The following is a 22,236-nucleotide window of genomic DNA, read 5'->3' as shown; positions in this document are numbered from 1 at the left end:
CTAATTAATTTTCAATTCCCTCCGCTACTTTAAGAGCTTTTATCGCAACTTCTAATTGAGACAAATCCGGTTCCCTTGTAGTCAAGTTCTGCAACTTAAGTCCTGGATAAGAAAGGATTTTAGCTAAGGGTCCCTTGCTTTTTCCCATCCATTTAATAATTTCATAGCTTACCCCTGAAATTAGTGGCAGAAGTATAACCCTATACATTATCCTCTCCCCAATTGAATTCCAACCAGTAAATGAGAACATTATTATACTAACTATCATAACTAAAAATAAAAAATTCGTGCCACATCTTGGATGTAATCTTCCAAATTTAGCTGCATTTTCTGGAGTTAGTTCAACATTGTTTTCGTAACAAAATATAGTTTTATGTTCAGCACCGTGATATTGGTACACTCTTTTAATATCTTCCATTTTTCCTATAAGATATACATATAGTAGAAATATTAAAACTCTAATAATTCCTTCTACAATATTCATGCCTATGGTGCCTGTACCCATTTCACTAAAAACATTAGCTACAAGAGTTGGTAAAACAAAAAATAATCCTATAGATATAACCAGTGAAATAACAAGGGATAACCCCATAATTATATCATTACTCTTATCTTTAAATATTTTTTCTATCCATTTATCTATTTTTGAAGCTTCGCCCTCTTCTTCGAAAAAAGAAGCTGAATAATTTAAAGTTTGCACACCTATAACTAAGGATTCAATTAGTGAAATAAATCCTCTTATTATAGGCAATCCAAAAAATTTATTCTTTTTCGTATAGGAGGTATAGCTTTTTTTTTCCACTACAATTTCCCCTTCTGCAGTTCTCACCGCAGTGGCAATACCCATACTGCCTCTCATCATAACTCCTTCAATTACTGCCTGACCTCCAACATTAACATTTTTAGCCATAGTTACACCCCTTCTCTAGGAACAATATGACACTTTCTACAACGCGCCTCATAGGATTCTGTAGCTCCAATTAATACAATGGGATCCTCATATTTAGCTGGCTTTCCATTAATCAAACGTTGGGTTCTAGTGGCAGGATTACCGCACACCACGCAAATAGCCTGGATTTTATCCACAAATTCGGCTACAGCAAGAAGTACAGGTATAGGCCCAAAAGGTTCTCCCCTAAAATCCATATCTAATCCTGCGCATATAACTCTTTTGTTATTATCAGCGAGTGTAGTAATTACGTTAATTATACCTTTATCAAAAAATTGAACCTCATCGATAGCAACAACTTGTGTATCTTCATGTAATAGAGCCAGTAACTCTGCACTATCCTTAACTGGAACAGCCTCTTCCTTCTCTCCGCAGTGGGATACCACATCTCCCTTGCTATATCTATTATCAATTTCTGGTTTAAAAACTTGTAATTTTTGTTTTGCAATTTTTGTTCTTCTTATCCTACGTATAAGTTCTTCAGACTTACCACTATACATAGGTCCTATAATTACTTCCACCCAACCATGGTTTTTTGGTCCATACATACTTTTACCTCCAATATTATAAAAAAACTTACTACATGTATTTTATCAAATATACACTATATAATAAAGTCAAATTTAATTTTATTCTTATTGACTTAATAATCAATTATATGATAGACTTGAGTAGTTGACAATACGGGTATATATCTATTTTTTGAAAGAGGTGAAAAATATGCAAGAAGGAATACATCCAGAATACCATAAAGACACAGTTGTTAAATGTGCATGTGGAAACACTTTTATTACAGGATCTACTAAACAAGAACTTAAAGTAGACGTATGTTCTAACTGCCATCCATTCTACACTGGAAAGCAAAAGAATATTGATGCTGGTGGAAGAGTAGACAGATTCATGAAGAAATTCAACATAAAAAACGAAGTAGAAACTGACGCAGAATAATATATTAATGGAAAAGATTTAATTATCTTTTCCATTTTTTTATTTATATTATCTAGCTAATACTTCAAAGTTCTTATTTAACATTTCTAAAAATTCCTTATTATTCTTAGTGGTGGATATTAAATTCAGGAGTTTTTCTGTTACTCCCATAGCATTACCTTCTCTATACATTATCTTTCTTAAATTATATATAGTTTCCATTTCAATTTTAGTAAGTAATAAGTCTTCTCTTCTTGTTCCTGACTTATAAATGTCTATAGCTGGGAATATTCTTCTTTCTTGAAGCTTTCTATCTAAATGAACTTCCATATTACCTGTTCCCTTAAATTCCTCAAAAATCATATCATCCATTCTACTTCCTGTTTCTACTAATGCAGTAGCAAGAATTGTTAAGCTTCCACCCTCTTCAATATTTCTAGCCGCTCCAAAAAATTTCTTTGGCATCAAAAGTGCACTAGGGTCAAGTCCACCGGATAGTGTTCTTCCTGAAGGCGTTACAGTTAAATTATAAGCTCTAGAAAGTCTAGTTAAACTGTCTAATAGAATAACTACATCTTGGCCTTGTTCTACCATTCTTTTAGCTCTTTCAAGTACCATATAAGCAACTTTTGTATGGTGATCTGGTTCTTCATCAAAAGTTGAATAAATAACTTCGCCTTTAATAGATCTCTGCATATCCGTAACTTCTTCCGGTCTTTCATCTATTAAAACAACAATTAATTTTACTTCTGGGTGATTTATAGAAATACTGTTAGCGATTTTTTTAAGAAGTGTTGTTTTTCCTGCTTTTGGTTGTGCTACAATTATGCCTCTCTGGCCTTTACCTATAGGAGAAATAATATCCATCATTCTCGAAGACAAGTCAGTTGGAGTGGTTTCTAATGTCAACCTTTCTGTTGGGTAAATAGGAGTTAACTTTTCAAAAGGTCTTCTACCTACAGCTCTATCTGGATTTTCTCCATTTACTCCCTGTACATACAATAGCGCTTTAAATTTTTCTCCCTCTTTAGGTGTTCTTACTTTACCTTCTACCTCATCACCTGTTTGCAAATTAAATCTTCTAATTTGAGATGGCGAAACATAAATATCATCCTGCCCTGATAAATAATTATGCCCTCTTAAAAAACCATAACTATTATTTTCAATTATTTCTAGAACTCCTCTTGCTGACCCTGATTCATTTATCATTTCCTGTAACTTTTCTTTTTTATTTTCATTTTGATTTTTAAAACCAGTATCAATGTCTTCATTATCAGGAGTTTTCTCAGTTTGAATTGGATTATTTGGGACTTGCGCCTCTGAATTTTCTATAATAATATTATCTTGAACTTTAGAAGTGATTTTAGGACTTATCTTTTCTTTTAAAATAACTCCGTCTCTTTGCAATGAAACTGGCGTCATCTTCTTTATTTCCTCTATTAGCTCACTCTTTTTAAGTTTAGAAATGTTTTTAACACCAAGCTCTTTGCAGTGTTCCCGCAGCTCAACTACTGTCATATTTTCAAAATCTTTGTTTATCAAAAATCTGCACCTCCGAAGGGTATATTATATATAATATCTATTTAATAAATATCATGGGAATTAAAAACGTATTTACTATCCAATGAATTTTTTGAAATGATATACTTTTTTAAGTATATCCTATTTTAAAACTTTAATCCACTATATTAAATCATAACCTGCACAGCTGTTCATCTTCTTCGAAGCTACAATATTAATGATTCCAGAAGGAGATTTATACTCCTTCTAAGGTTTGTGTCTTTTTTAATTTATCTTATATCATAGCATAAATCTTCTCTGTAATCTGTTTATGTTCATTTACTTTTTTTATAACTTTTTCATTCTTGCCAATGAAAAATATAGGCAATGCTAATTGCTCACATCCACCAATGACCATATTAGTTTTTAAAAGTTCATTAATATTATAATGATATGAATGATACTCATTGCATAGGCAGCATTTAACATCAATTAATATTTCATTTCCTTTATGCAATTTAACATATAGACATGGAAATTTAGTCCTCATACTCTCTATTTCAAATATTGTCAGTTCTTCCACCTTATATTGACCATTAGAATCCTTTAAAGCTATAGCAATATTCGTATCGAGTATCAATTATTCCACCTCCATATTTTATTATCTTGTGAAAATATATTTTTCAAAAAACAATTATCAAAAGTAAAATCATTTTTCACAATAATATTCTTTAATGTCTTTAATGTCTTTAATGTCTTTAATGTCTTTAATGTCTTTAATGATTAGATTCTATAAATTTTATGAAATTCCTGCTTAATTTTAATTGAAATTATTGGTAATATCGTTCGTAAAAATTTCCATTACTATTCAATACTCTTCTATTATAGGTTTAGATATTTGCTCCCTATTGTTTTTTCAATATGCTTTACCTTGCTGACCTGGATGCTTCAATAGACGCATTTATTATTCATTTTTAGCATTACTTAAATAATGTAGAATGAGTAATTGATTTTCTTCTTTTGTTAATGAGCTTATTCTTAGATTTAATAATTAAATCTCCTATAAGTGTTCCGAGTAATGAAATGAATGTGTATATAAAACAGTAAATCAGGAAATTGGAATTAAATAAAGTAAATGCTGCAATCATCCATAATGCAAAGTTAATCAGTAAAATAATTAACCTTTTCCTAAATATAAATTGCATTACTATGGATATTATAAAAACTAACAATGGAAGTGTCAATAAAGTCAATTTAAATGGGTCAATGTTATTTAAATTAGGCATGTCAGTAGATTTAAGATAAAAGGACATAACCATTTGTTTTAAATTAACACTCATTATAATCCAAACAACTATTTGCAATATTGTAACAGCATAAACCTTTATTTTGTCTTTTAATGTTAATTTCTTTACCGTTTTATTAGTGGAAAATTTATTGAAAAAGTTAGAAAAACGTTTTTCAGAAAGATTTAATAATTCAAATCCTAAAAAGGCTCCTAAAGTATTCAAAATTATATCATTAATGTCCATATATCTCATAACAAAAATCTGAATAATTTCAATTACTAGAGATAGTCCTGCACCTGCTATAACTGTATGTTTTATCCTCTTGTCTTTTTTAGAGAATAATGCAACAAAAAATCCAAAAGGAATAAACATAAAAATGTTTCCGAAAATATTTACAACACCATGTATTCCAAATTCAATCATTCCTTTAAATGGAATAATATTTATATTTTTTATTGAATCATGAATATGTTGAACAATGAACTGTAAATCAAAGAAAAAAATACTTGATCCAAGGGTTAATGTACCTATAAAAATTAACGAGTAAATTAACGCAACAGCTCCTACTTCTCTATACCTTGTTGTCTTAATGCCTAAATAATGGTATTTTTTTATCTCTAAAATTCTATGTATTAATACAAATGGTATTAATACAAAAATAAATGGTACTACCAGTAATAAATTATGTTTTATGAAAAGCATCTTATTTCCCCCTCTTATAAAGTGAGCGTTCACGGAAACTCCTTAGATCCTGTGATTACTCATTTTTAGTATCATTATTTTTTGTTGATTGCCCCACTTTTTTTTGCATAAAACACTTGACAGGTTTGTAGAATTTTGCGGTCCTCCTCTTAAAGGCATGTTTTAACATAGTGTTAACTGACTTATGAAAAAACCGCATGAAAATATTTGTATATTAATTGCAACTTTAAGAAATAAGGTCTTTGTCTTTTTAGCCTTAACTTATGGACTTTAATGTTTTCGTTCTTAAAAAAAATGAAAAAAGGGTAACAAAAACTAAACTGGTACCTATGTCAATGCCACTCTAAAAAAAAGGTGCTATCAAGCTAAGAGATGATTTCTGTATTGTACAGGAGCCACCTTTTTCAAGTCCCACCGGTATCTATAATTATTATAATATGTGATATACCTATCTATCATTTTCTTAACATTTTCAAGAGTAGTACAGGACTTTAAATCTATCTCATCTTTCATATGTCCAAAAATGATTCCTGAGGGGCATTGTCCCAACAGTTACCTCTACGCGATATTGACTGTGATAATTTGTGCTTTTTTAGTAGCTTTTGAAATGTTGGGCTTGTATAATGACTACCTTGATCTGAATGAATAAAGGCATCTTTTGTTAACGTTACTCGTCTGTTTTTAACTAGCTTCTTTATTGTATCTAAGGATATATCAAGTGTTATTCTATCTGAAGTTTGATACGCTAATATTTCATTTGTTGATGAGTCCTTAATTGTGGATAAGTAAGCCATTTTACTATTACCGTATGGTAAATATGTTATATCAGTAATAAGAACCTTCCCTGGCGTAGCCTGCTTGAATTCACGATTCAAAATATTTTTTACTACGCTATTCTCTTTCGTTGCCTTAGCAATTCTTCTATATGTTGATTGTTCGATTCTGCCTAATCCAATTACATTTATATCAAACCCATTTTCGGCAAAAATCTGTCTTGGTAGTTTTCCAGCTATATATTCATCTATAAATAATATTTTACATTCATAATTATATGTGATCGCATATTCACTAACTTTTTAACATTTTTATTATTTTCAAGGGTTATAATATCTTTTGGGGTAAATAAAATCTTACTCATTTGCCACCATCCTATCTATATATAAATTATACGAAAAAAATACCTATAATCCAAACACTTTTTTTCAAGTGTCCTTCCTATAGGTACCATTATAATAGTCTAAGCTCTTTTTCTTTATACTTATTTTTTTACAGATAGCTTTTTTGTATTGTCTTTATTTAACTTATATGAAAATGTACTCATATCATCATCCTTAACTTTCTATTAATTTATTACCATTTCATCTAATCTCATAGTCTTACCCAAGCCAATAATGCCAAAATGTTTGTCCCAATATATAGTAATATTCATATTTATAGGTAAAAATAGATTTATTATTGTATCTATTTTTCTTTTTAATTTTTGTGTTTTAACTTCTCCTAAATAAATCAATAACACTTTATTATTATCATTATTTATGTATACCATATTATTTTTAAATATTTTTCTTATGACCTTGTTAAATAAATGTAAGGATACACCTGTAACATATAAAGTAATTATTCCGCTTAATAAACAATCTATTTCTTCTTTATTAAATTCACTTATACTTTCAGATATCCCACTTCCAAAAACACCATTTTGTATATCTTTCATGATAAACTTTTTGTAATACTCTTTTTTTGCATAGACCTTTTGTGAAATCTATTTCTGCTAAAAAGTGAATTACTATATCAAAAAGTGTTTCTACAAGTTGTTTACTTTCATTAAAATTAACATCAAGTAACTCTTTGAAAATATTTTGAAATCTATAATAAGGATTTATCTCAATAGTGTTATCTTCAGGCAGAGAACTTGTATTAAGATCTGTAAATGCAATTTCCATATAGGGACTATATATTTTTGCTGGTATAAAATTTATATTTTGTCGTAAAAAATGCAAAAAAAAAGACTGCTTATTTTTCATGCAGCCTTGTAACAAGATTTATTTATGATTTTCTAATGATGCCTTAATAAACTCTTTAAATAATGCATGTGGTTTATTGGGTCTAGATTTAAGTTCCGGATGAAACTGAACTCCAACAAACCAAGGGTGATCTTTAATTTCAACTATTTCTACTAATCTTTCATCAGGGCTTGTTCCCGTAATCAAAAGTCCTGCATCAGTTAATGCTTTTCTGTATTGATTATTAAATTCATATCTATGTCTATGTCTTTCATATATTACTTCATCATTGTAGGCTTCATGAGCATTAGAGTCTTTTGTTAATTTACACGGATATAATCCTAATCTCATGGTGCCACCTTTTTCATCTATATCCTTTTGATCCGGCATTAAATCTATTACGGGATACTTCGTATCCGCATCAAGTTCTGAACTATTTGCGGTTTTGAGTCCTACCACATTTCTTGCATATTCTATAGCAGCACATTGCATACCAAGACATATCCCAAAAAATGGTACTTTGTTTTCTCTAGCATATCTTGTAGCTTCTATTTTCCCTTCTATTCCTCTGTCACCGAATCCTCCTGGAACCAATATACCATCAGCATCCCCTAATATTTCGCTGACATTTTCTGAAGTTACGTCGCTTGCATTTACCCATTTAATCTCCACTTTAGAATCATTATAAAGCCCTCCATGGCTCAATGCCTCAACAACAGAAATATACGCATCATGAAGTTCTACATATTTTCCCACTAGTGCTATTTTTACATTTCCGGACAGATTTTTTAATCTATTTACCATGTAAGTCCATGCAGCATTATCTATTTCATCACAATCTAGTTTTAATTTTTTACATACTAAAGTATCTAATCCCTCTTTGTGGAGCATAAGTGGTACTTCATATAAGTTCTCCGCATCCAAATTTTGAATTACGCTGTCTGCTTCTAAATTACAGAACAGCCCGATTTTAGCCTTCATATCATCAGATATTTCCTTCTCAGAGCGGCATACTATAATGTCTGGTTGAATTCCTATACTTCTAAGTTCTTTTACAGAATGTTGAGTTGGTTTAGTTTTAAGTTCTCCTGCCATCTTTAAATATGGCACTAACGTAACATGGATAAAACAAACATTCTCTATTCCTACTTCATATTTCACCTGTCTTATAGCCTCTAAAAATGGTAGTGACTCAATATCTCCAACCGTTCCACCAATTTCAGTTATAACCACATCTACATCTTTTTCTTTAGCTACTCTATAGACTCTTTCTTTAATCTCATTAGTTATATGAGGTATTACTTGTACTGTACCACCTAAATAATCGCCCCTTCTCTCTTTTGATATAACTGACCAATAGACTTTTCCTGTAGTTACATTACTACTCTTACTTAAATTTTCATCAATAAATCTTTCATAATGCCCTAAATCCAAATCTGTTTCTGCTCCATCATCTGTAACAAAAACTTCTCCATGTTGATATGGACTCATGGTGCCTGGATCTACATTTAAATATGGGTCAAATTTTTGAATAGAAACCTTTAATCCTCTATTCTTTAAAAGCCTACCAAGGGACGCTGCTGTTATTCCTTTTCCTAGAGATGAGACTACCCCACCTGTTACAAATATGTACTTAGTATTCATAATTATTCCTCCTATGCTTTATTATCCACTTTATTTATATGTTTTTATTTACTCTAATATTGCTAATATATACCTCTATAAATGTCGTTAAATCATCATCTGCGATGCTGCAATTAACGACTTCAGAAGGAGATTTAAACTCCCACTGAAGTTTTTTATTTGTTATAGCTTGCAACTCCCACTTATAGAAGCGGGAGGCTTTCCTTCTGAAATGTCGTTAAAAAATTTATACTGATTTTTTTAAAAATAGCTTGACAGAAGCTCTTTATAACCCTATAATAGAAATTACCCTATAAATACAATAGTAAATTAAAATGGTATATTTGTTTTCAAAAACAATAATAATATCTTATCACACTTTTTTATCATTAACCAGTGTTTTTTTTGGTTTTCTTTTTTTTGGAGAATTTTATTATATAAAATTTTATTACAAAACAAATAAAAGCTATGAAATTAAGGTGTTTATCCTATATTTCATAGCTTTTTTCATTTGAAATTTATATTTTATAAAATCACACAACCCGAATTTTTGAAACAGCCTCTTAATTACTATTATGCTTTAATATTAATTTTTAAAGTTGTACTTAAAATTTGTTGATTTCCTATTATCATATCATAATCTATAAATACATCTCCACCATTATTATCCACGTTCATCTTTAACTCCCTAGTATCTACAGTTAGGTCTAACGCGCCATGAGGCGTATTGTATAAAGTTAAATCCCTTCCATATTTTTTAAATTTCATTTCTGTATTCGTAGTTCCAGTTCTAATAAGGGTAAAATGTTCTTCATCAATTTTTAATGTAGTAGTAGTTCCCTTCATCCCTGAAATTTCTGTCTCTTCGTATACAGCATAATAACAATTATCTTTTTTGTAAAATTCACCAGGTGTCACTACTTCAATAGCATCTCCATCTTCTTCACTGTCAGATTGCTTGCTAACAATTGAAATTACTGCATTTGTCTTCATAAGCTTACTCCTCACTAATTTAAAATATATTTATTTATTTCTTCCTCTGTTGCTGGCGCTATCTCTATAGATTCATCTAGGGGGTCACCATATTTGCCATACTTAACAGATACCATTTTTTCATCCTTGCCCTTACAATATCTTCCTGAAATCTTAGCTGCAAACTCAATGTCTTCATTTGTTGCTTCACCAATTATAGCAATAGTAGATCCATTATAATCCCTAGTTTGGAATATTAAATCTTCCGGCCTTAAAAGTGGTTTTATTAACTCTCCCTCTTCCTGCGTTCTCGTAGATATAATTTTAGCATCTTTAGATAACCTAAAATGTCTTCCTATTTTTAATAAGTCTAGATCTACTTTAGAAGTATCCTCTTTATGCTCTATGAGTTCCCTAAGTCTTACAGAATAATTAGGTTCCGTAAGTTTACATCCACCGGCTGGCGATGGATAATCTTTAATACCCCACTTTTCCGCTAGTTCCATTTGTACCTTTCTATTCCTTCCACTTATATCCAAAAGAGCCTCTCTATCTATTAAACCATCTAACTCCATTTCAGTTGGTTTCAAATTCTTAGCACATAAGGGCCTTAGAATTTTATGTCCTATTCCACATTCATTTTTCACTATGTCTAAAGCTGACCTATTTTGAGACATAGGTCTTTGATTTAAAACTTCTCCTGTTATGATGAAGTCTGCATGAAATTTCTCTAATAGCTCTCCACAACGTCTCATCATCATAGCATGGCAGTCGATACAAGGATTCATATTTTTACCATGTCCATGTTTTGGATTCTTTACCATTTCAAAATGTTCTTCTGAAAAGTCCACAACTACTAAGGGTATATCTATTTGTTTAACAATTTTCAATGCATTTTCCTCATTAAAAAAGTAGGATTTAAAGCATATTCCTATAACTTCTATGCCCTGATCTTTTACAAGTTTTGCTGCGAGTATACTATCCAGACCTCCAGAAACCATAGCTAAAGCTGTTGTCATAAAACTCCTCCTCTAATCATTAGATTTTATAAAAATATTATTTATTGTTTCTTTCTATAGCCAGCTCAATAAGTTCATCAATAAGTTTCCCATAAGTTTTTCCTGTAGCTTGCCACATTTTAGGGTACATACTTATTTTAGTAAAACCCGGTATAGTATTAACTTCATTTAGATAAACCTCTTCCGTTTCTTTATCTACTAGAAAATCCACTCTTGCCATGCCAGCGCAATCTAGTATTGTATAAATTTTCACGGCCTCTTCTCTAATTGTTTGTAGCTTAGCTTCACTAAGTGCTGCCGGTATTAAAAGTTTAGATGCTTCACTTTTATACTTAGCTTCATAATCATAAAATTCTTTGGCTGGGATTACTTCTCCTGGCATAGATGCTTCTGGATAATCATTTCCCAGTACAGCCACCTCAATTTCCCTAGCATTTATAGCCTGTTCAACTAAAACTTTTCTATCGTATTTTAGTGCTTCCTCTAATCCTAGTATTAGTTCCTCTCTATTATGTGCTTTTGTTATACCAACAGATGAGCCGCCATTAGCTGGTTTAATAAATACGCAGTAGCCCAATTTTTTTTCTATTGTTTCTACTAATATATCTTTATTTTCAGCATACTCATGGGTATTAATTACCACATAATCAGCTTGCTTTATATTAAAGTTTTCCAATAAGTATTTTGTATATATTTTATCCATGCAAATAGCAGAAGACATTACCCCAGGACCCACGCAAGGAATATTTAATAATTTACACATACCTTGAATTGTACCATCTTCTCCAAATAGTCCATGCAATAACGGAAATACTACATCTACTTCTTTATTAAATAAAAACTTTTGTCCCTGCGGCACTTTAAAAAATTGATCCTTTTCCCATTCTCCGCTTTCTATATTATCTAATTTTCCGGTATATTGAAACCATAACCCATCCTTAGTTATTCCAATAGGGTATATATCATATTTTGTTTGATCAATGTTTTTCAATACTGATGTTGCTGATGCTCTAGAAACCTCGTGTTCAGTGGACTGTCCACCAAATAATACCGCTATTTTCTTTTTCATTTTTCATCTCTCCTTACAACCATGATAACTAGTTTATGAATAATAAAAACATAAGTTTACTAAATAAATTTATCATCATATTATATCATTTATATTACTTTGTATTTTAATTTCTAAGATTTATTTCTCAATTTTAAACAGCCTCCATAATGACACCACTACAAATTATAATGGTAAATCTAAAATAATTCAATAGAAAAGAGGATATATGTGCACTTAATGCAATATATCCTCTCTTACGTAAGATAGCCTTTGCAACGTCTTAGCCCTTACGGCTAAATAGTTAATTTGCCATTAGGAGTATCTATTATTTCCATTATTCTTTGCTCATACCCAGTATCAGCATTAATATATACTATAAAGTTTTTCTCCTTATATGAGCCTAAAAATTCATAGCACAGAACCTCTTTATTCATCTCAGTAGGTATAATAGCTAAGCTTATTTTACTTATTTTCAGACGCTTTCCAACTCTTTCCTGCGCTTTTACTGCATTTATTTTTGGCGCATTTATTTTTCTCTTTTCAACATGTGATACCAAAAATTTTTCAGATTCAATTCCTATAATACTACCATCATCTAGTGCAATCTTAAGCTTTACTTGATCTGGATAAATAGCTACTTCTCCTTGTTTATATACATAGCTTACTACTGCTGTGTTTTCATAATTTAAGGTATATGTAGGTTCCATATTTTTATATCCTATTTTTCCAATAAATTCACTTCCACCCTTTATTGCCTTTTTAATATCTATTGTTGCCTTTCCTATAGACCTATTATCTAACAAATATAATATTCTACTTCCGTTTTTGCTTACTTCTATTACTGTTTTAGGCTCCTCTTTAGCTCTCCCTTTAAATGTTACGTAAAAGGTGTAGGAGGGTATTTTAGTTTTCCCTTGTACTTGTTTATTTTCTATGCTTTCTATTTTATCTTCGCCAAATATATTTTTTATTGTTTTAACTGCATCACTTTGACTTACCTCTTTTTGAGATATTATTTTAGGCTTTATTTCTAAGGTATTATCAGAAAAAGGCCCATCATAAATTAATGCTGGATATTGAACTACTTGTTTTTGTATTCCCTTGAATTTCTCATTCACAAGGTCATCTCCTACTTTTGCAAATACGGAAGTACTTTTTTTTCTAATCTCTCCCCATTTCACTTTACCATCATTTATATCAGATAGCACTGCATTTAATTGCTCCTGAAGTGTATATGATTGCATTTCTAATTGGTCAATTAACTCATATTGCTTAGCACTCAAGTCCTTTCCTTCTGATGTTGCCTTTGCTAAACTATAGCAGAAATCCCCTACTTGAGTTAAAAATTTACTAGTGTCGCCAACAACTGATTGTTCTATTGGCAAGGAATGCAATTTATCGTTTGCAGTATCCGAGTGTCTAAAAATTTCTTCGAAAACTACTATACTTTGCTCTCTAGAACCCACAATAGCAGCTTTACCTAGATTTACTCTTATGTTTTGTACAGAGCTAATAAGCTCATACATATTTTTACTATATTGTCCTTGAAGATAATTTCTATAATCTAGCCTCTCTAAAAACATTAGTATAGCAAAAGTAGTTGAGAATACAACAATTATAGTTACCGCACTTGTATACAATATTCTTTTCTTTAGCATTTTCATATATTTTCCTCCTGGAATTTCTCACTAGTAAACACCAATTACGACTTGGTATCTAGCAGTAGTTTTGTATATATTTTATTTAACTAAATAATTTATCAAAAATTTCTACTAATTTAAATTTCGCAACTATTTTATTATTACTTGCAGTATTATTCACCAAGTTATATTCATCATCTGATAATACTTGTTTCATTTCACTCTCAGTTTTATCATAAGATACATTTCCTTTTGTAATATCTACAAAACATAATGGCGGAAACATAACGCACCACCAGTTTTGACCGATACCGCTTCCAATAATTATTCTATAAGCCTCATATTTTCCTTGAGGCAGCGTTATATTTCCATAAGTTTTAATCGGAAAATTTTCCTGTGACAAAGTTGTAGCTACTGAATATTTAAAACCATTTTTATTTATAACGCCTTGAGCAATTTTTTTAATATTTTTATCTTCATTATTTATAATTTTTCTTGATTGTTCTATATTTTTGCAATCCACAAGTTTTGGTGATATATATTTTAAAACAGAATCCCTTACTTTTAATTTTAACCCTTGATCTATTTTATCATCACTATTAGCTATTACGTGAAACCTTATGAGTTTACCAGCAATATCGCTTTGAGTAGCTTTCGTAGCTACGTTACTTCCACTTAAAACTATGGATATTATAATAATTATGGTAATGCTTGTTAATATAAATTTTTTCATGGTTATCCCCCCTGTATAGAATAATTTATATTAGAATTATTACCACATTATGTAATTATATTCACTGAACTGCTCCGATTCTTCTTATTTCAGTATTAACAGTAACCTTGACTATTGCATTTTTATATTTCCCTTTCCAATCCTTTTCTATCTTATTCCATAAGGAAGGTTTAAACTTTTCAATATGCTCCCGTACGCCAAAGGGATCTATTTCAAATTCCTCTTTAGCAACCTTCATAATTTTTTCACACTCTACACTAATGGAGTCATTAAAAGTATTCTGTAGCCTTTGCAATTCCTCTTTTCCCAGTATTTTTTTATCTACATAATACCCATTTATCTGACCCTCAAGTCCTAAATCAATATTAATGACTAGCTTATCTCCTTCTTCCTCCACCCTCATTTTCCTTTCATACCCATTGATTACATAATCAACAGGATGACCATCAATGTAAATAACTTTTTTGCCAGTGTTAAACTTACCACTTAGAAGTTGTATGTCCATTAGTTCTAAGGGATTAAAATATCCTTTTAATTCATAATTGTTAATTATAGCAGCACCAGTTAAAATCAATTCATTTTTTTCCTTTTCTAAAGTTATTCTAGGTAATAATGCATTCCCATTTTCACTTAAAAGAATAAGGAACTCATTTAAATTTATGCTCATAATCCTTGAGTTTCTTTTACTATTAGCCATAAGTCCAGATATATAATATTGGGTACTGTTTTCTGTCATAGGTTTGAATTTTATATAGTCTTCAGCTTTGCCGTCTGAGACAACAATATCCATCATTCTATTTATATTAGGATTTCTTTGCAGATAATCTACTACCTCTTTTACAGTATCTTTATATTTCAATAAATTACTACTTAATATAAGTAACTTAGCATGACCCATATATATGTCTCTACTGCTTTTAGCCATAGCTTCTGATGATGCATCTTCCATAGAGTAAGCCTGCGTATTAATATATTTTTCCTGTGCACTTCCACTTTTTCCAGCCCCTAGCATACTCATATCTGGAAATCCATAAGTTACATTAATTTTTTTAATCTGCCCCTCAGCAAAGGGCTCTTTTGGATTAATGCTTTTTAATTCCTTTTCTTTACCAATATCTTGTCCTGGGTCAATAGCTATAGTAGATATGAAATTGAGCCTATCTATTTCTACTTTATCCCAACATCCGCTAAGTAAAACGCAGCTTAGGATAATGGGTAAAGCCATCTTAAATTTCATCTGTACTTTTCCACCTCCCTTTACCTTTAATTTTGCCCATGAGCAGTATAAGTATGGGTAAAATTACAAAAACAAATATAGAAGTGTATATAATTGGAGTGGTTTTGTATTGCAATGTATAAACTTCTGCTATATTTTCTGGATATAACGCTACGACATAAATAATAGGCATAATTAAAAGTGAAGATATTTTAATATCTTTCAATTTAAATACGTTTTTTACAATCTCACTAGAAAAGAAGTATGTGTTAATAAAGGTGGTGAAATAAAAAAGTATCCAAAGCGCCATTACTATTCCTTCCCAACGCTCTATAAATGTTCCTGGTATATATAAAGATCTGATCATAGAAATAGTTGGCCATAATAAAATTCTACTCTGTGCTTTAGATAAAATAGCTAAAACAAGTATCATTACAATTGCATAAAAAATCGATACAAACATAATACCCTTTCTTAGGATACGGAATGAATTTTTCTTATTCTTAACGTAAGGAAGAATAAGATAGGCTATTTCAAATCCCCCAAAACAGAATATTGCATATCTAGAAGCACTAAAGTAATTGGAGGGTTTATTGTTAAGTACTGGTAATAAATTTGTAAAGTCCGCATTTATAGCGATAAGTATGAACACTACAAAAGTTGGGAGGAAAATAATCCAGAAGGAAATTTCATTAAACTTAACTAAATCACCTATTTCTCCTCTAACTAAATAGGTACCTGCTAAAATCGTGGTAATTAAAATAAATTCTGACGGTGTCTGTCTCAATAAAAACAGTCTAATTACTTCAACAAATTCCCTCATCCCAAGAGACACAATAAATATACTATAAATCGCAAAAATAATAGCAAATGCTCCTCCAAGGAATCTACCAAAATTATTCTGCAATATGTTTGTAAGATCTTCAAAATCATTTTTTTTCATAACCAGGTATATAAGATATAGTAATAAAAAAATTACTATTCCTGAAGTTAAAATAACTATCCAGGCGTCACTACCTACTTTATCTGTGACTTCCTTTGGGCAAGAAAATATTCCTATACCTACCATTGCCACCACTACAGTAGTAAATAAAGCGAAATCTCCAATTATTTTTTTATCTTTCATAATACTTCACCTCCACATAAAAGATGATACAAATTATTTCTGTCTTATCTTATCTCCCGTTTTCATATATTTAGGCCTTTCTTTTAGCTTGGATATTGGTGACCTAATATACATATCTTTTAAATCCGCAATACTCGTATCTACTGCTGGTGCTAAATAAGGTATTCCAAAACTCTTCATTCTAACTAAATGAATGAGAAGTATAATGAGCCCCATTACTATCCCATAAAAGCCTACAATTGCCGAAGCGATAATAAGGAGAATTCGTACAAATCTAAAAGCCGCAGTAACTTCATAATTAGGAGTTACAAATGTAGTAATAGCAGTAATTGCCACAATAATTATCATAATGGGACTAGCTATTCCTGCACTCACTGCAGATTGCCCTATAATAAGTCCTCCTACAATACCAATAGTCGCTCCAATAGGCTTTGGTAATCTAACCACAGCCTCCATAAGAAGAGCTAAAAACAATTCCATAATTATAGCTTCTACAAATGCAGGAAATGGTACTCCTTCTCTAGAAGCTGCTATAGCATAGGCTAATTTAGTAGGTATTATATCTGTATGAAAAGAGGTAATGGCTACATAAAATGCCGGTGCCATAAGCGATATAAATATAGAAATCATCCTAATAAATCTAACCATAGAGCTATGCATCCACCTTTGGTAATAATCATCTGGAGATTGAAATAAACTAGGTAAAGTAGTTGGAACAATAATTACAAAGGGAGAATTATCTACAACTAGTGCTACTCTACCTTCGTACAGCGCTGCCGCTACTACATCTGGCCTCTCTGTACTTTGTATTTGAGGAAAGGGAGAATATTTATTATCCTCTATTAGCTGCTCAATATAGGCAGAATCAAAAACTGCATCAATGTTTATTTTATCTACCCTACGATTTAACTCTTCTAGTACTTCTTTATTTACTATATCGTCAATATACATAATGGCCACATCGGTTTTCGATCTAGCTCCTATAGCTTTAGGTTTAATTCTTAGCCTGGTATCTCTAATTCGTCTTCTTATTAAAGCAGTATTAAATCTTACAGTTTCTGTAAAGCCATCTCGTGCTCCTCTAATTACAGTTTCACCAGATGGGTCACCTACCCCCCGAACGGGCCAAAAACGCGTTGCAATAACATAGGCACAATTTAACTCATCTATAAACATTAATGTATCCCCGGAAAGTGCTGCATTAACTCCTTCACTTAATTTTTTGACTTCGTGCATATCAGTAACTGAAAGTATATTGTCTTTTATTTGCTTGGTTTTCTCTATTCCCTTTGAACATAACATTAATGGTTCTAAAACATAGTGGTCTAATAGAAGTTTATCTGCCATTCCATCAATATAAACTATAGCTGCCTTCCAATCTCCTACATTGAAAGTTCTAAAAATCACATCAGAGTTATCCTTCAAAAGTTCTTTTAAATACTCTATGTTTTTTTCAGCTTCAAGCTGAATTTCATCATCAATCATCTCTTTCATATTGCTTCACCTCCTTATATATATGTATAAATTCACATAAATTAAAATATGAACCTCAGTGTAAATAGAATTATAGCTATGATAATTGCGAGTAAGCCTAAGGTACGTGCTTTTTTACTGGTAATATCATCACCAGATTTTTTAAAATTTCTTGCATCCACAGAAAGTACAACTGAACCTTGCAACACCATCATTATTAAAAAATATACATCAAATAAGTTTAAGATTCTCATTATTTTTCTCCCTCTTTTAGTATAATTAGCAAAAAAATAAATTATAAAACTTTATACGTAAGCAAGCTGATTTTACTTTGTTTAAACTAGTTTTAACGACACTTGCAGAAAATATTCACTTAGTCATGGAAAATAAATAACAAGACAATATACTAATACACTGTCTTGTTATTTAAATCTAGCTTATGGTTCGCCCATACTGGGCTAACCACATAAAAACGTGAAAAAACCACAAAGGCTTTTCCACGTTCTTATATTTCACTATAAAATTAATTCTAAATGGTTCTTGTTATATATACTTCTTTATATTGAGTTTTAAATTTATCATAACATCTTTGAGCTTTTAACATATCATCAAAAAAAGCAAATATTGTGGGTCCACTTCCGCTCATCATTGCACCCATTGCCCCCATTCTAATCATATCCTCTTTTATTCTTTTGAGAACTGGATATTTTCTTAGGGTAACATTTTCAAGTAAATTTTTCATATTGTTGCATACATCTTGTAATTTTTCTTCTTCCATAGCTTTTATTAAGGCCTCTGTATCTGGATGCTTAAAGATTTTACTAATATCTAAGTTTTTGTAAACTTCTTTAGTTGATACCCCAAAATTAGGCTTAACTAACACTAAAATTTGATTTTTAAAAGGGGCGAGTGGAGTAATAATATCTCCTATACCTTCGCACAGTGCAGTCCCCCCTATTATACAATAAGGGACGTCTGCGCCTATTTTTACCCCTAAATTCATAAGTTCATTGTCGTCTATATCCATTTCGAATAACTCTTTCAATGTTTTAAAAACAGCCGCTGCATCTGTACTCCCACCTGCCATACCAGCAGCTACAGGAATATTTTTCTTGAGATATATATTTACACCTTCGCTAATATTATAAGTTTCCATAAAAAGTTTTGCAGCTTTATATACTAAATTCTTCTCATCTGTAGGTATGTAAGGTTTATTACAACTTATATTAATACCTTTATTGCATTTTTGAAAGGACATAGAATCATATAAATCTACATTTTGCATAATCATTTTGAGCAAATGATATCCATCTTCTCTTTTACCTACTATATCTAAAGATATATTTATTTTCCCATAAGCTTTTACTAACATGATTTTCCTCCAACTCTTTATTGTGAATCCACTAAAGCCTCTTAATTAATTAATAATTGTTTATTCCTCACTAGGAATTCATAGCCTTATATAAGATTAGCCTTCTCTTGTGAAATTTTGTTAATGAAATTAGTATATTACAACAAATTTAATATTGCTACATATAATTTAAAATAATGCATATATAAAATAAATAACAAGTCAAATATTATATAATGACTTGTTATTTATTAAAATTTGTTTATATAATTATTCTACCTGGTATCATAAGTTTTTGTGAAACTTTTATAACATTAGGATCTTCTATCCCGTTAACCCTTGCAACTTCTTGCATTGTAGTATTATATTTTTTAGCAATTTTCCATAAGGTGTCCCCAGATTGAACTACATAAATGGTAATACTAGCTTTTTTCTTAGGCACTTCTCCCTCTATTGGATAAACGTCAACTAAAAATTTCTTTTGCACCATGTAATTTACTCTTGCATATACTTTAACTACAGCTCTAATTGCTATATTTCCAACCTCAATATCTGCATTTATATTTTCTAGAGAAACCTTACACACACTGCTCATATTTATCTTAGTTCCTAATATCTCAGCCCCACAGGTAAACGGAATCTCTTCTGAAACCGAAGAAAGGTATTTTTCTTCATCATCACTTCTATATAATACGGTTACATTCATTATACCCTCAATTATAACCTTATCCTCAATGACTTTTTTGTCTGTTACACAAACGCTAGCATTACACATAATAACCTTGCTTGGTTTTGCCATAGTATTATTTAATTCTATATCTCCCTTAACTAAGGTCTCAGTTAATAATTGCCCTTGCATTACATTAAGTCCATAATCTTTTTTATCCATCTCAAGCTTTGTAGTTGGTGAATAAACATCTTCAATCATATCCACTTCTTCTTTGTGCACAGCCCTGGTATTAGTTTTTATCAAAAATTCTACATCAATAATCCTTTTTTCTCCTAAATCATCTTCCTTAATGTCAAATCCCATAGCATCCACTCTAAAGTCTGTATAATTTTCCATATAAGGGCTTACATCTTCAAAATCCAGCTCTTTATTTAGCATAACTTCCTGCTCAATATAAAATAATTCCCTACTATCTCTTCCCTTATACATTATATTAATACATGCAAAAGCATTAATTTGAATTTTACCGTCGTACAGTTTTACTTCTTTTTTGTGAACATTAACATCATATTTTATAACTTTAACAATTTCCGGTTTATCATTTGGAACTTTTATATTTGCTTTACCAATAAGCTCTCCATTAAAACTCTTTGTAACTTTATCTATGCTGGCTGGATTTTTCAAATATTGAACATCCTTTACAGCTTCAATATCTTTAACTATTTGAAAACTAAAACTTTTATACACTTCAGATTTTAACTTCAAAATACCTTCTAGACATATTTTTCTCTCATTAACTATCCTACACTCCATATGTTCTAGAAAACACTCAGCATCACAAAGCATTTCAGGCCTGGCACCCATTACATCTATTGTATTTGAAAATTTAGAACTATATACTACATTTTCCACATCACTGCGTTCTTGATCTTTTGAAATATAAAGTACATTATATTGAAGTTGCCCTTCTAAATATACCTTATCTTCAATTATTTCTTTAGAATTTATAATGGCTTTAACGTCTAACATAAGAATTTCTCTAACGTCTGGATGAGTATCTGGTATTACATATTCTTCTTTTACTACAGTATCCGCAGTATTTTCTCCTAGCAGTTGTTCATACTCTATATTTTCTCTTATTAAATTTATCTCCATGCTATGCCTCCTCATATTTCTATTGTGGCAACACTTATGAATTGTTACCCTCTTAAAATACCTACTATATAATATATATAGTAATAGTGAATAAAATATGATATTCAATGTTTTTATTCGTATTTCAAAATTCATCATAATTTTACATTTAAATAAAAAAAAGCACATATCATGTAAAATATATTCCATTATTAATAACGAAATATATTCTATATAATATGTGCCAGACTAATTTATAATTGTAAAAAACGATACCAAGGTACAGTATCGTTTTATCCTGCAAAAACTATTTGAACTGTTTTTGTCAAAACATCTGAATAACTGTATGTCACGGTTCTGTGGGTGTCATTTTCTAATCTAATAACAAAAATACTTGCATATGTCTTTTCAATAACTCCATTATCTACAAGAATTTTTCGTCTTCCACCATTAGCTTTTAATGTTACTCTTTCGCCTACATGACTTTCAATTTCATCTTTTATTGAAGTCAATACATTTATCTGTTCCAAGTAAACACCTTCTCTCCACATCTTATATTATACAGGGTATTTTTATATTTGTCAAGCAAACTTATTATTTTATCACTAATATAACAATTTTGTCAATGTTAATTATATGTTAACAAAGTACACCTTTATAGATTATTCTACAGAGAATTGAGTTTTCTCTGTTTTATGGAGCTTAACATTATGAGGTACTAATATATTTTAAATACTAATCTTTCTAGTATCTCCTTTAATTATATATATATTCAGTTTTATAAACAAAGCTCCCATACAAAATATGGGAGACCATTTAGGTACTTAAAATAATATCCATATATTATTTTAAGATTTA

Annotated in this window: 21 protein-coding genes and 1 pseudogene; 1 reads left to right on the top strand and 21 read right to left on the bottom strand. The window is 30.5% G+C overall.

Annotated elements, in window-relative coordinates; genetic code table 11:
• Positions 1-4: 4 nt before the first annotated feature.
• Both Ctaglu_RS00805 and Ctaglu_RS00800 read right to left on the bottom strand, forming a co-directional pair.
• A complete protein-coding gene (locus Ctaglu_RS00805; protein WP_124997083.1) occupies positions 5-910 on the bottom strand; it encodes a DUF1385 domain-containing protein in 906 nt (301 codons plus the stop codon).
• 2 nt (positions 911-912) lie between these two features.
• Positions 913-1,497 (bottom strand): thymidine kinase, encoded by a 585-nt coding sequence (locus Ctaglu_RS00800; RefSeq protein WP_124997081.1) that lies wholly within the window; start codon positions 1,495-1,497, stop codon positions 913-915.
• A 172-nt stretch (positions 1,498-1,669) separates the two neighbouring features.
• Here Ctaglu_RS00800 and rpmE point away from each other — a divergent pair, with 172 nt between their 5' ends.
• On the top strand, positions 1,670-1,897 hold the full coding sequence (gene rpmE, locus Ctaglu_RS00795; RefSeq protein ID WP_124997079.1) for a 50S ribosomal protein L31: 228 nt from the start codon (positions 1,670-1,672) through the stop codon (positions 1,895-1,897).
• 48 nt (positions 1,898-1,945) lie between these two features.
• On the opposite strand, the gene rho is transcribed toward rpmE, so the two are convergent.
• From rho to Ctaglu_RS00705, 19 genes and pseudogenes are all read right to left on the bottom strand, one after another.
• The gene (gene rho, locus Ctaglu_RS00790; RefSeq protein ID WP_124997077.1) at positions 1,946-3,418 is read right to left on the bottom strand and encodes a transcription termination factor Rho; all 1,473 of its coding nucleotides are present in this window, start codon (positions 3,416-3,418) and stop codon (positions 1,946-1,948) included.
• 253 nt (positions 3,419-3,671) lie between these two features.
• The gene (locus tag Ctaglu_RS00785; RefSeq protein WP_124997075.1) at positions 3,672-4,016 is read right to left on the bottom strand and encodes a hypothetical protein; all 345 of its coding nucleotides are present in this window, start codon (positions 4,014-4,016) and stop codon (positions 3,672-3,674) included.
• A 340-nt stretch (positions 4,017-4,356) separates the two neighbouring features.
• A complete protein-coding gene (locus Ctaglu_RS00780) occupies positions 4,357-5,367 on the bottom strand; it encodes a VanZ family protein (protein ID WP_124997073.1) in 1,011 nt (336 codons plus the stop codon).
• A 360-nt stretch (positions 5,368-5,727) separates the two neighbouring features.
• A pseudogene (locus Ctaglu_RS00775) lies at positions 5,728-6,293 on the bottom strand (IS3 family transposase); the annotation flags it as partial.
• A gap of 416 nt (positions 6,294-6,709) precedes the next feature.
• A complete protein-coding gene (locus Ctaglu_RS25815) occupies positions 6,710-7,081 on the bottom strand; it encodes a hypothetical protein (RefSeq protein WP_233439645.1) in 372 nt (123 codons plus the stop codon).
• The gene (locus Ctaglu_RS25810; RefSeq protein ID WP_233439644.1) at positions 7,038-7,367 is read right to left on the bottom strand and encodes a hypothetical protein; all 330 of its coding nucleotides are present in this window, start codon (positions 7,365-7,367) and stop codon (positions 7,038-7,040) included. The genes Ctaglu_RS25815 and Ctaglu_RS25810 overlap by 44 nt, the downstream gene beginning before the upstream one ends.
• Positions 7,368-7,409: 42 nt before the next feature.
• On the bottom strand, positions 7,410-9,014 hold the full coding sequence (gene pyrG / locus Ctaglu_RS00765) for a CTP synthase (protein ID WP_124997071.1): 1,605 nt from the start codon (positions 9,012-9,014) through the stop codon (positions 7,410-7,412).
• A gap of 552 nt (positions 9,015-9,566) precedes the next feature.
• A complete protein-coding gene (locus Ctaglu_RS00760; RefSeq protein ID WP_124997069.1) occupies positions 9,567-9,986 on the bottom strand; it encodes a YwiB family protein in 420 nt (139 codons plus the stop codon).
• A 14-nt stretch (positions 9,987-10,000) separates the two neighbouring features.
• Positions 10,001-10,984, bottom strand: coding sequence for a tRNA 4-thiouridine(8) synthase ThiI (locus Ctaglu_RS00755; RefSeq protein ID WP_124997067.1), 984 nt, complete (start codon positions 10,982-10,984; stop codon positions 10,001-10,003).
• A 37-nt stretch (positions 10,985-11,021) separates the two neighbouring features.
• Entirely contained in the window at positions 11,022-12,053 is a 1,032-nt protein-coding gene (locus tag Ctaglu_RS00750) for a D-alanine--D-alanine ligase family protein (RefSeq protein ID WP_124997065.1), read from the bottom strand.
• 275 nt (positions 12,054-12,328) lie between these two features.
• A complete protein-coding gene (ypeB, locus tag Ctaglu_RS00745; RefSeq protein ID WP_124997063.1) occupies positions 12,329-13,699 on the bottom strand; it encodes a germination protein YpeB in 1,371 nt (456 codons plus the stop codon).
• 79 nt (positions 13,700-13,778) lie between these two features.
• A complete protein-coding gene (spoIIR, locus tag Ctaglu_RS00740) occupies positions 13,779-14,408 on the bottom strand; it encodes a stage II sporulation protein R (RefSeq protein WP_124997061.1) in 630 nt (209 codons plus the stop codon).
• Positions 14,409-14,469: 61 nt separating this feature from the next.
• A complete protein-coding gene (locus Ctaglu_RS00735; RefSeq protein ID WP_124997059.1) occupies positions 14,470-15,645 on the bottom strand; it encodes a Ger(x)C family spore germination protein in 1,176 nt (391 codons plus the stop codon).
• Complete coding sequence (locus Ctaglu_RS00730; protein ID WP_124997057.1) at positions 15,635-16,750, bottom strand: GerAB/ArcD/ProY family transporter; 1,116 nt, start codon at positions 16,748-16,750, stop codon at positions 15,635-15,637. The genes Ctaglu_RS00735 and Ctaglu_RS00730 overlap by 11 nt, the downstream gene beginning before the upstream one ends.
• A 33-nt stretch (positions 16,751-16,783) precedes the next feature.
• On the bottom strand, positions 16,784-18,244 hold the full coding sequence (locus tag Ctaglu_RS00725) for a spore germination protein (RefSeq protein WP_124997055.1): 1,461 nt from the start codon (positions 18,242-18,244) through the stop codon (positions 16,784-16,786).
• Positions 18,245-18,285: 41 nt separating this feature from the next.
• Entirely contained in the window at positions 18,286-18,477 is a 192-nt protein-coding gene (locus Ctaglu_RS00720; protein ID WP_124997053.1) for a CLC_0170 family protein, read from the bottom strand.
• Between the two features lie 275 nt (positions 18,478-18,752).
• Entirely contained in the window at positions 18,753-19,595 is an 843-nt protein-coding gene (ispE, locus tag Ctaglu_RS00715; RefSeq protein ID WP_124997051.1) for a 4-(cytidine 5'-diphospho)-2-C-methyl-D-erythritol kinase, read from the bottom strand.
• 241 nt (positions 19,596-19,836) lie between these two features.
• Positions 19,837-21,399, bottom strand: coding sequence for a DUF3794 and LysM peptidoglycan-binding domain-containing protein (locus tag Ctaglu_RS00710; protein ID WP_124997049.1), 1,563 nt, complete (start codon positions 21,397-21,399; stop codon positions 19,837-19,839).
• Between the two features lie 272 nt (positions 21,400-21,671).
• Positions 21,672-21,929: a Veg family protein gene (locus tag Ctaglu_RS00705; RefSeq protein ID WP_124997047.1), complete on the bottom strand. Its 258-nt coding sequence runs from the start codon at positions 21,927-21,929 to the stop codon at positions 21,672-21,674.
• Positions 21,930-22,236: the final 307 nt, after the last annotated feature.

The sequence above is a fragment of the Clostridium tagluense genome, assembly GCF_003865095.1.
Classification (GTDB): Bacteria; Bacillota; Clostridia; order Clostridiales; family Clostridiaceae; genus Clostridium_AD; species Clostridium_AD tagluense.
The sequence above is the reverse complement of the archived record's forward strand: the minus strand, read 5'-3'. Positions and strand labels throughout refer to the sequence as shown.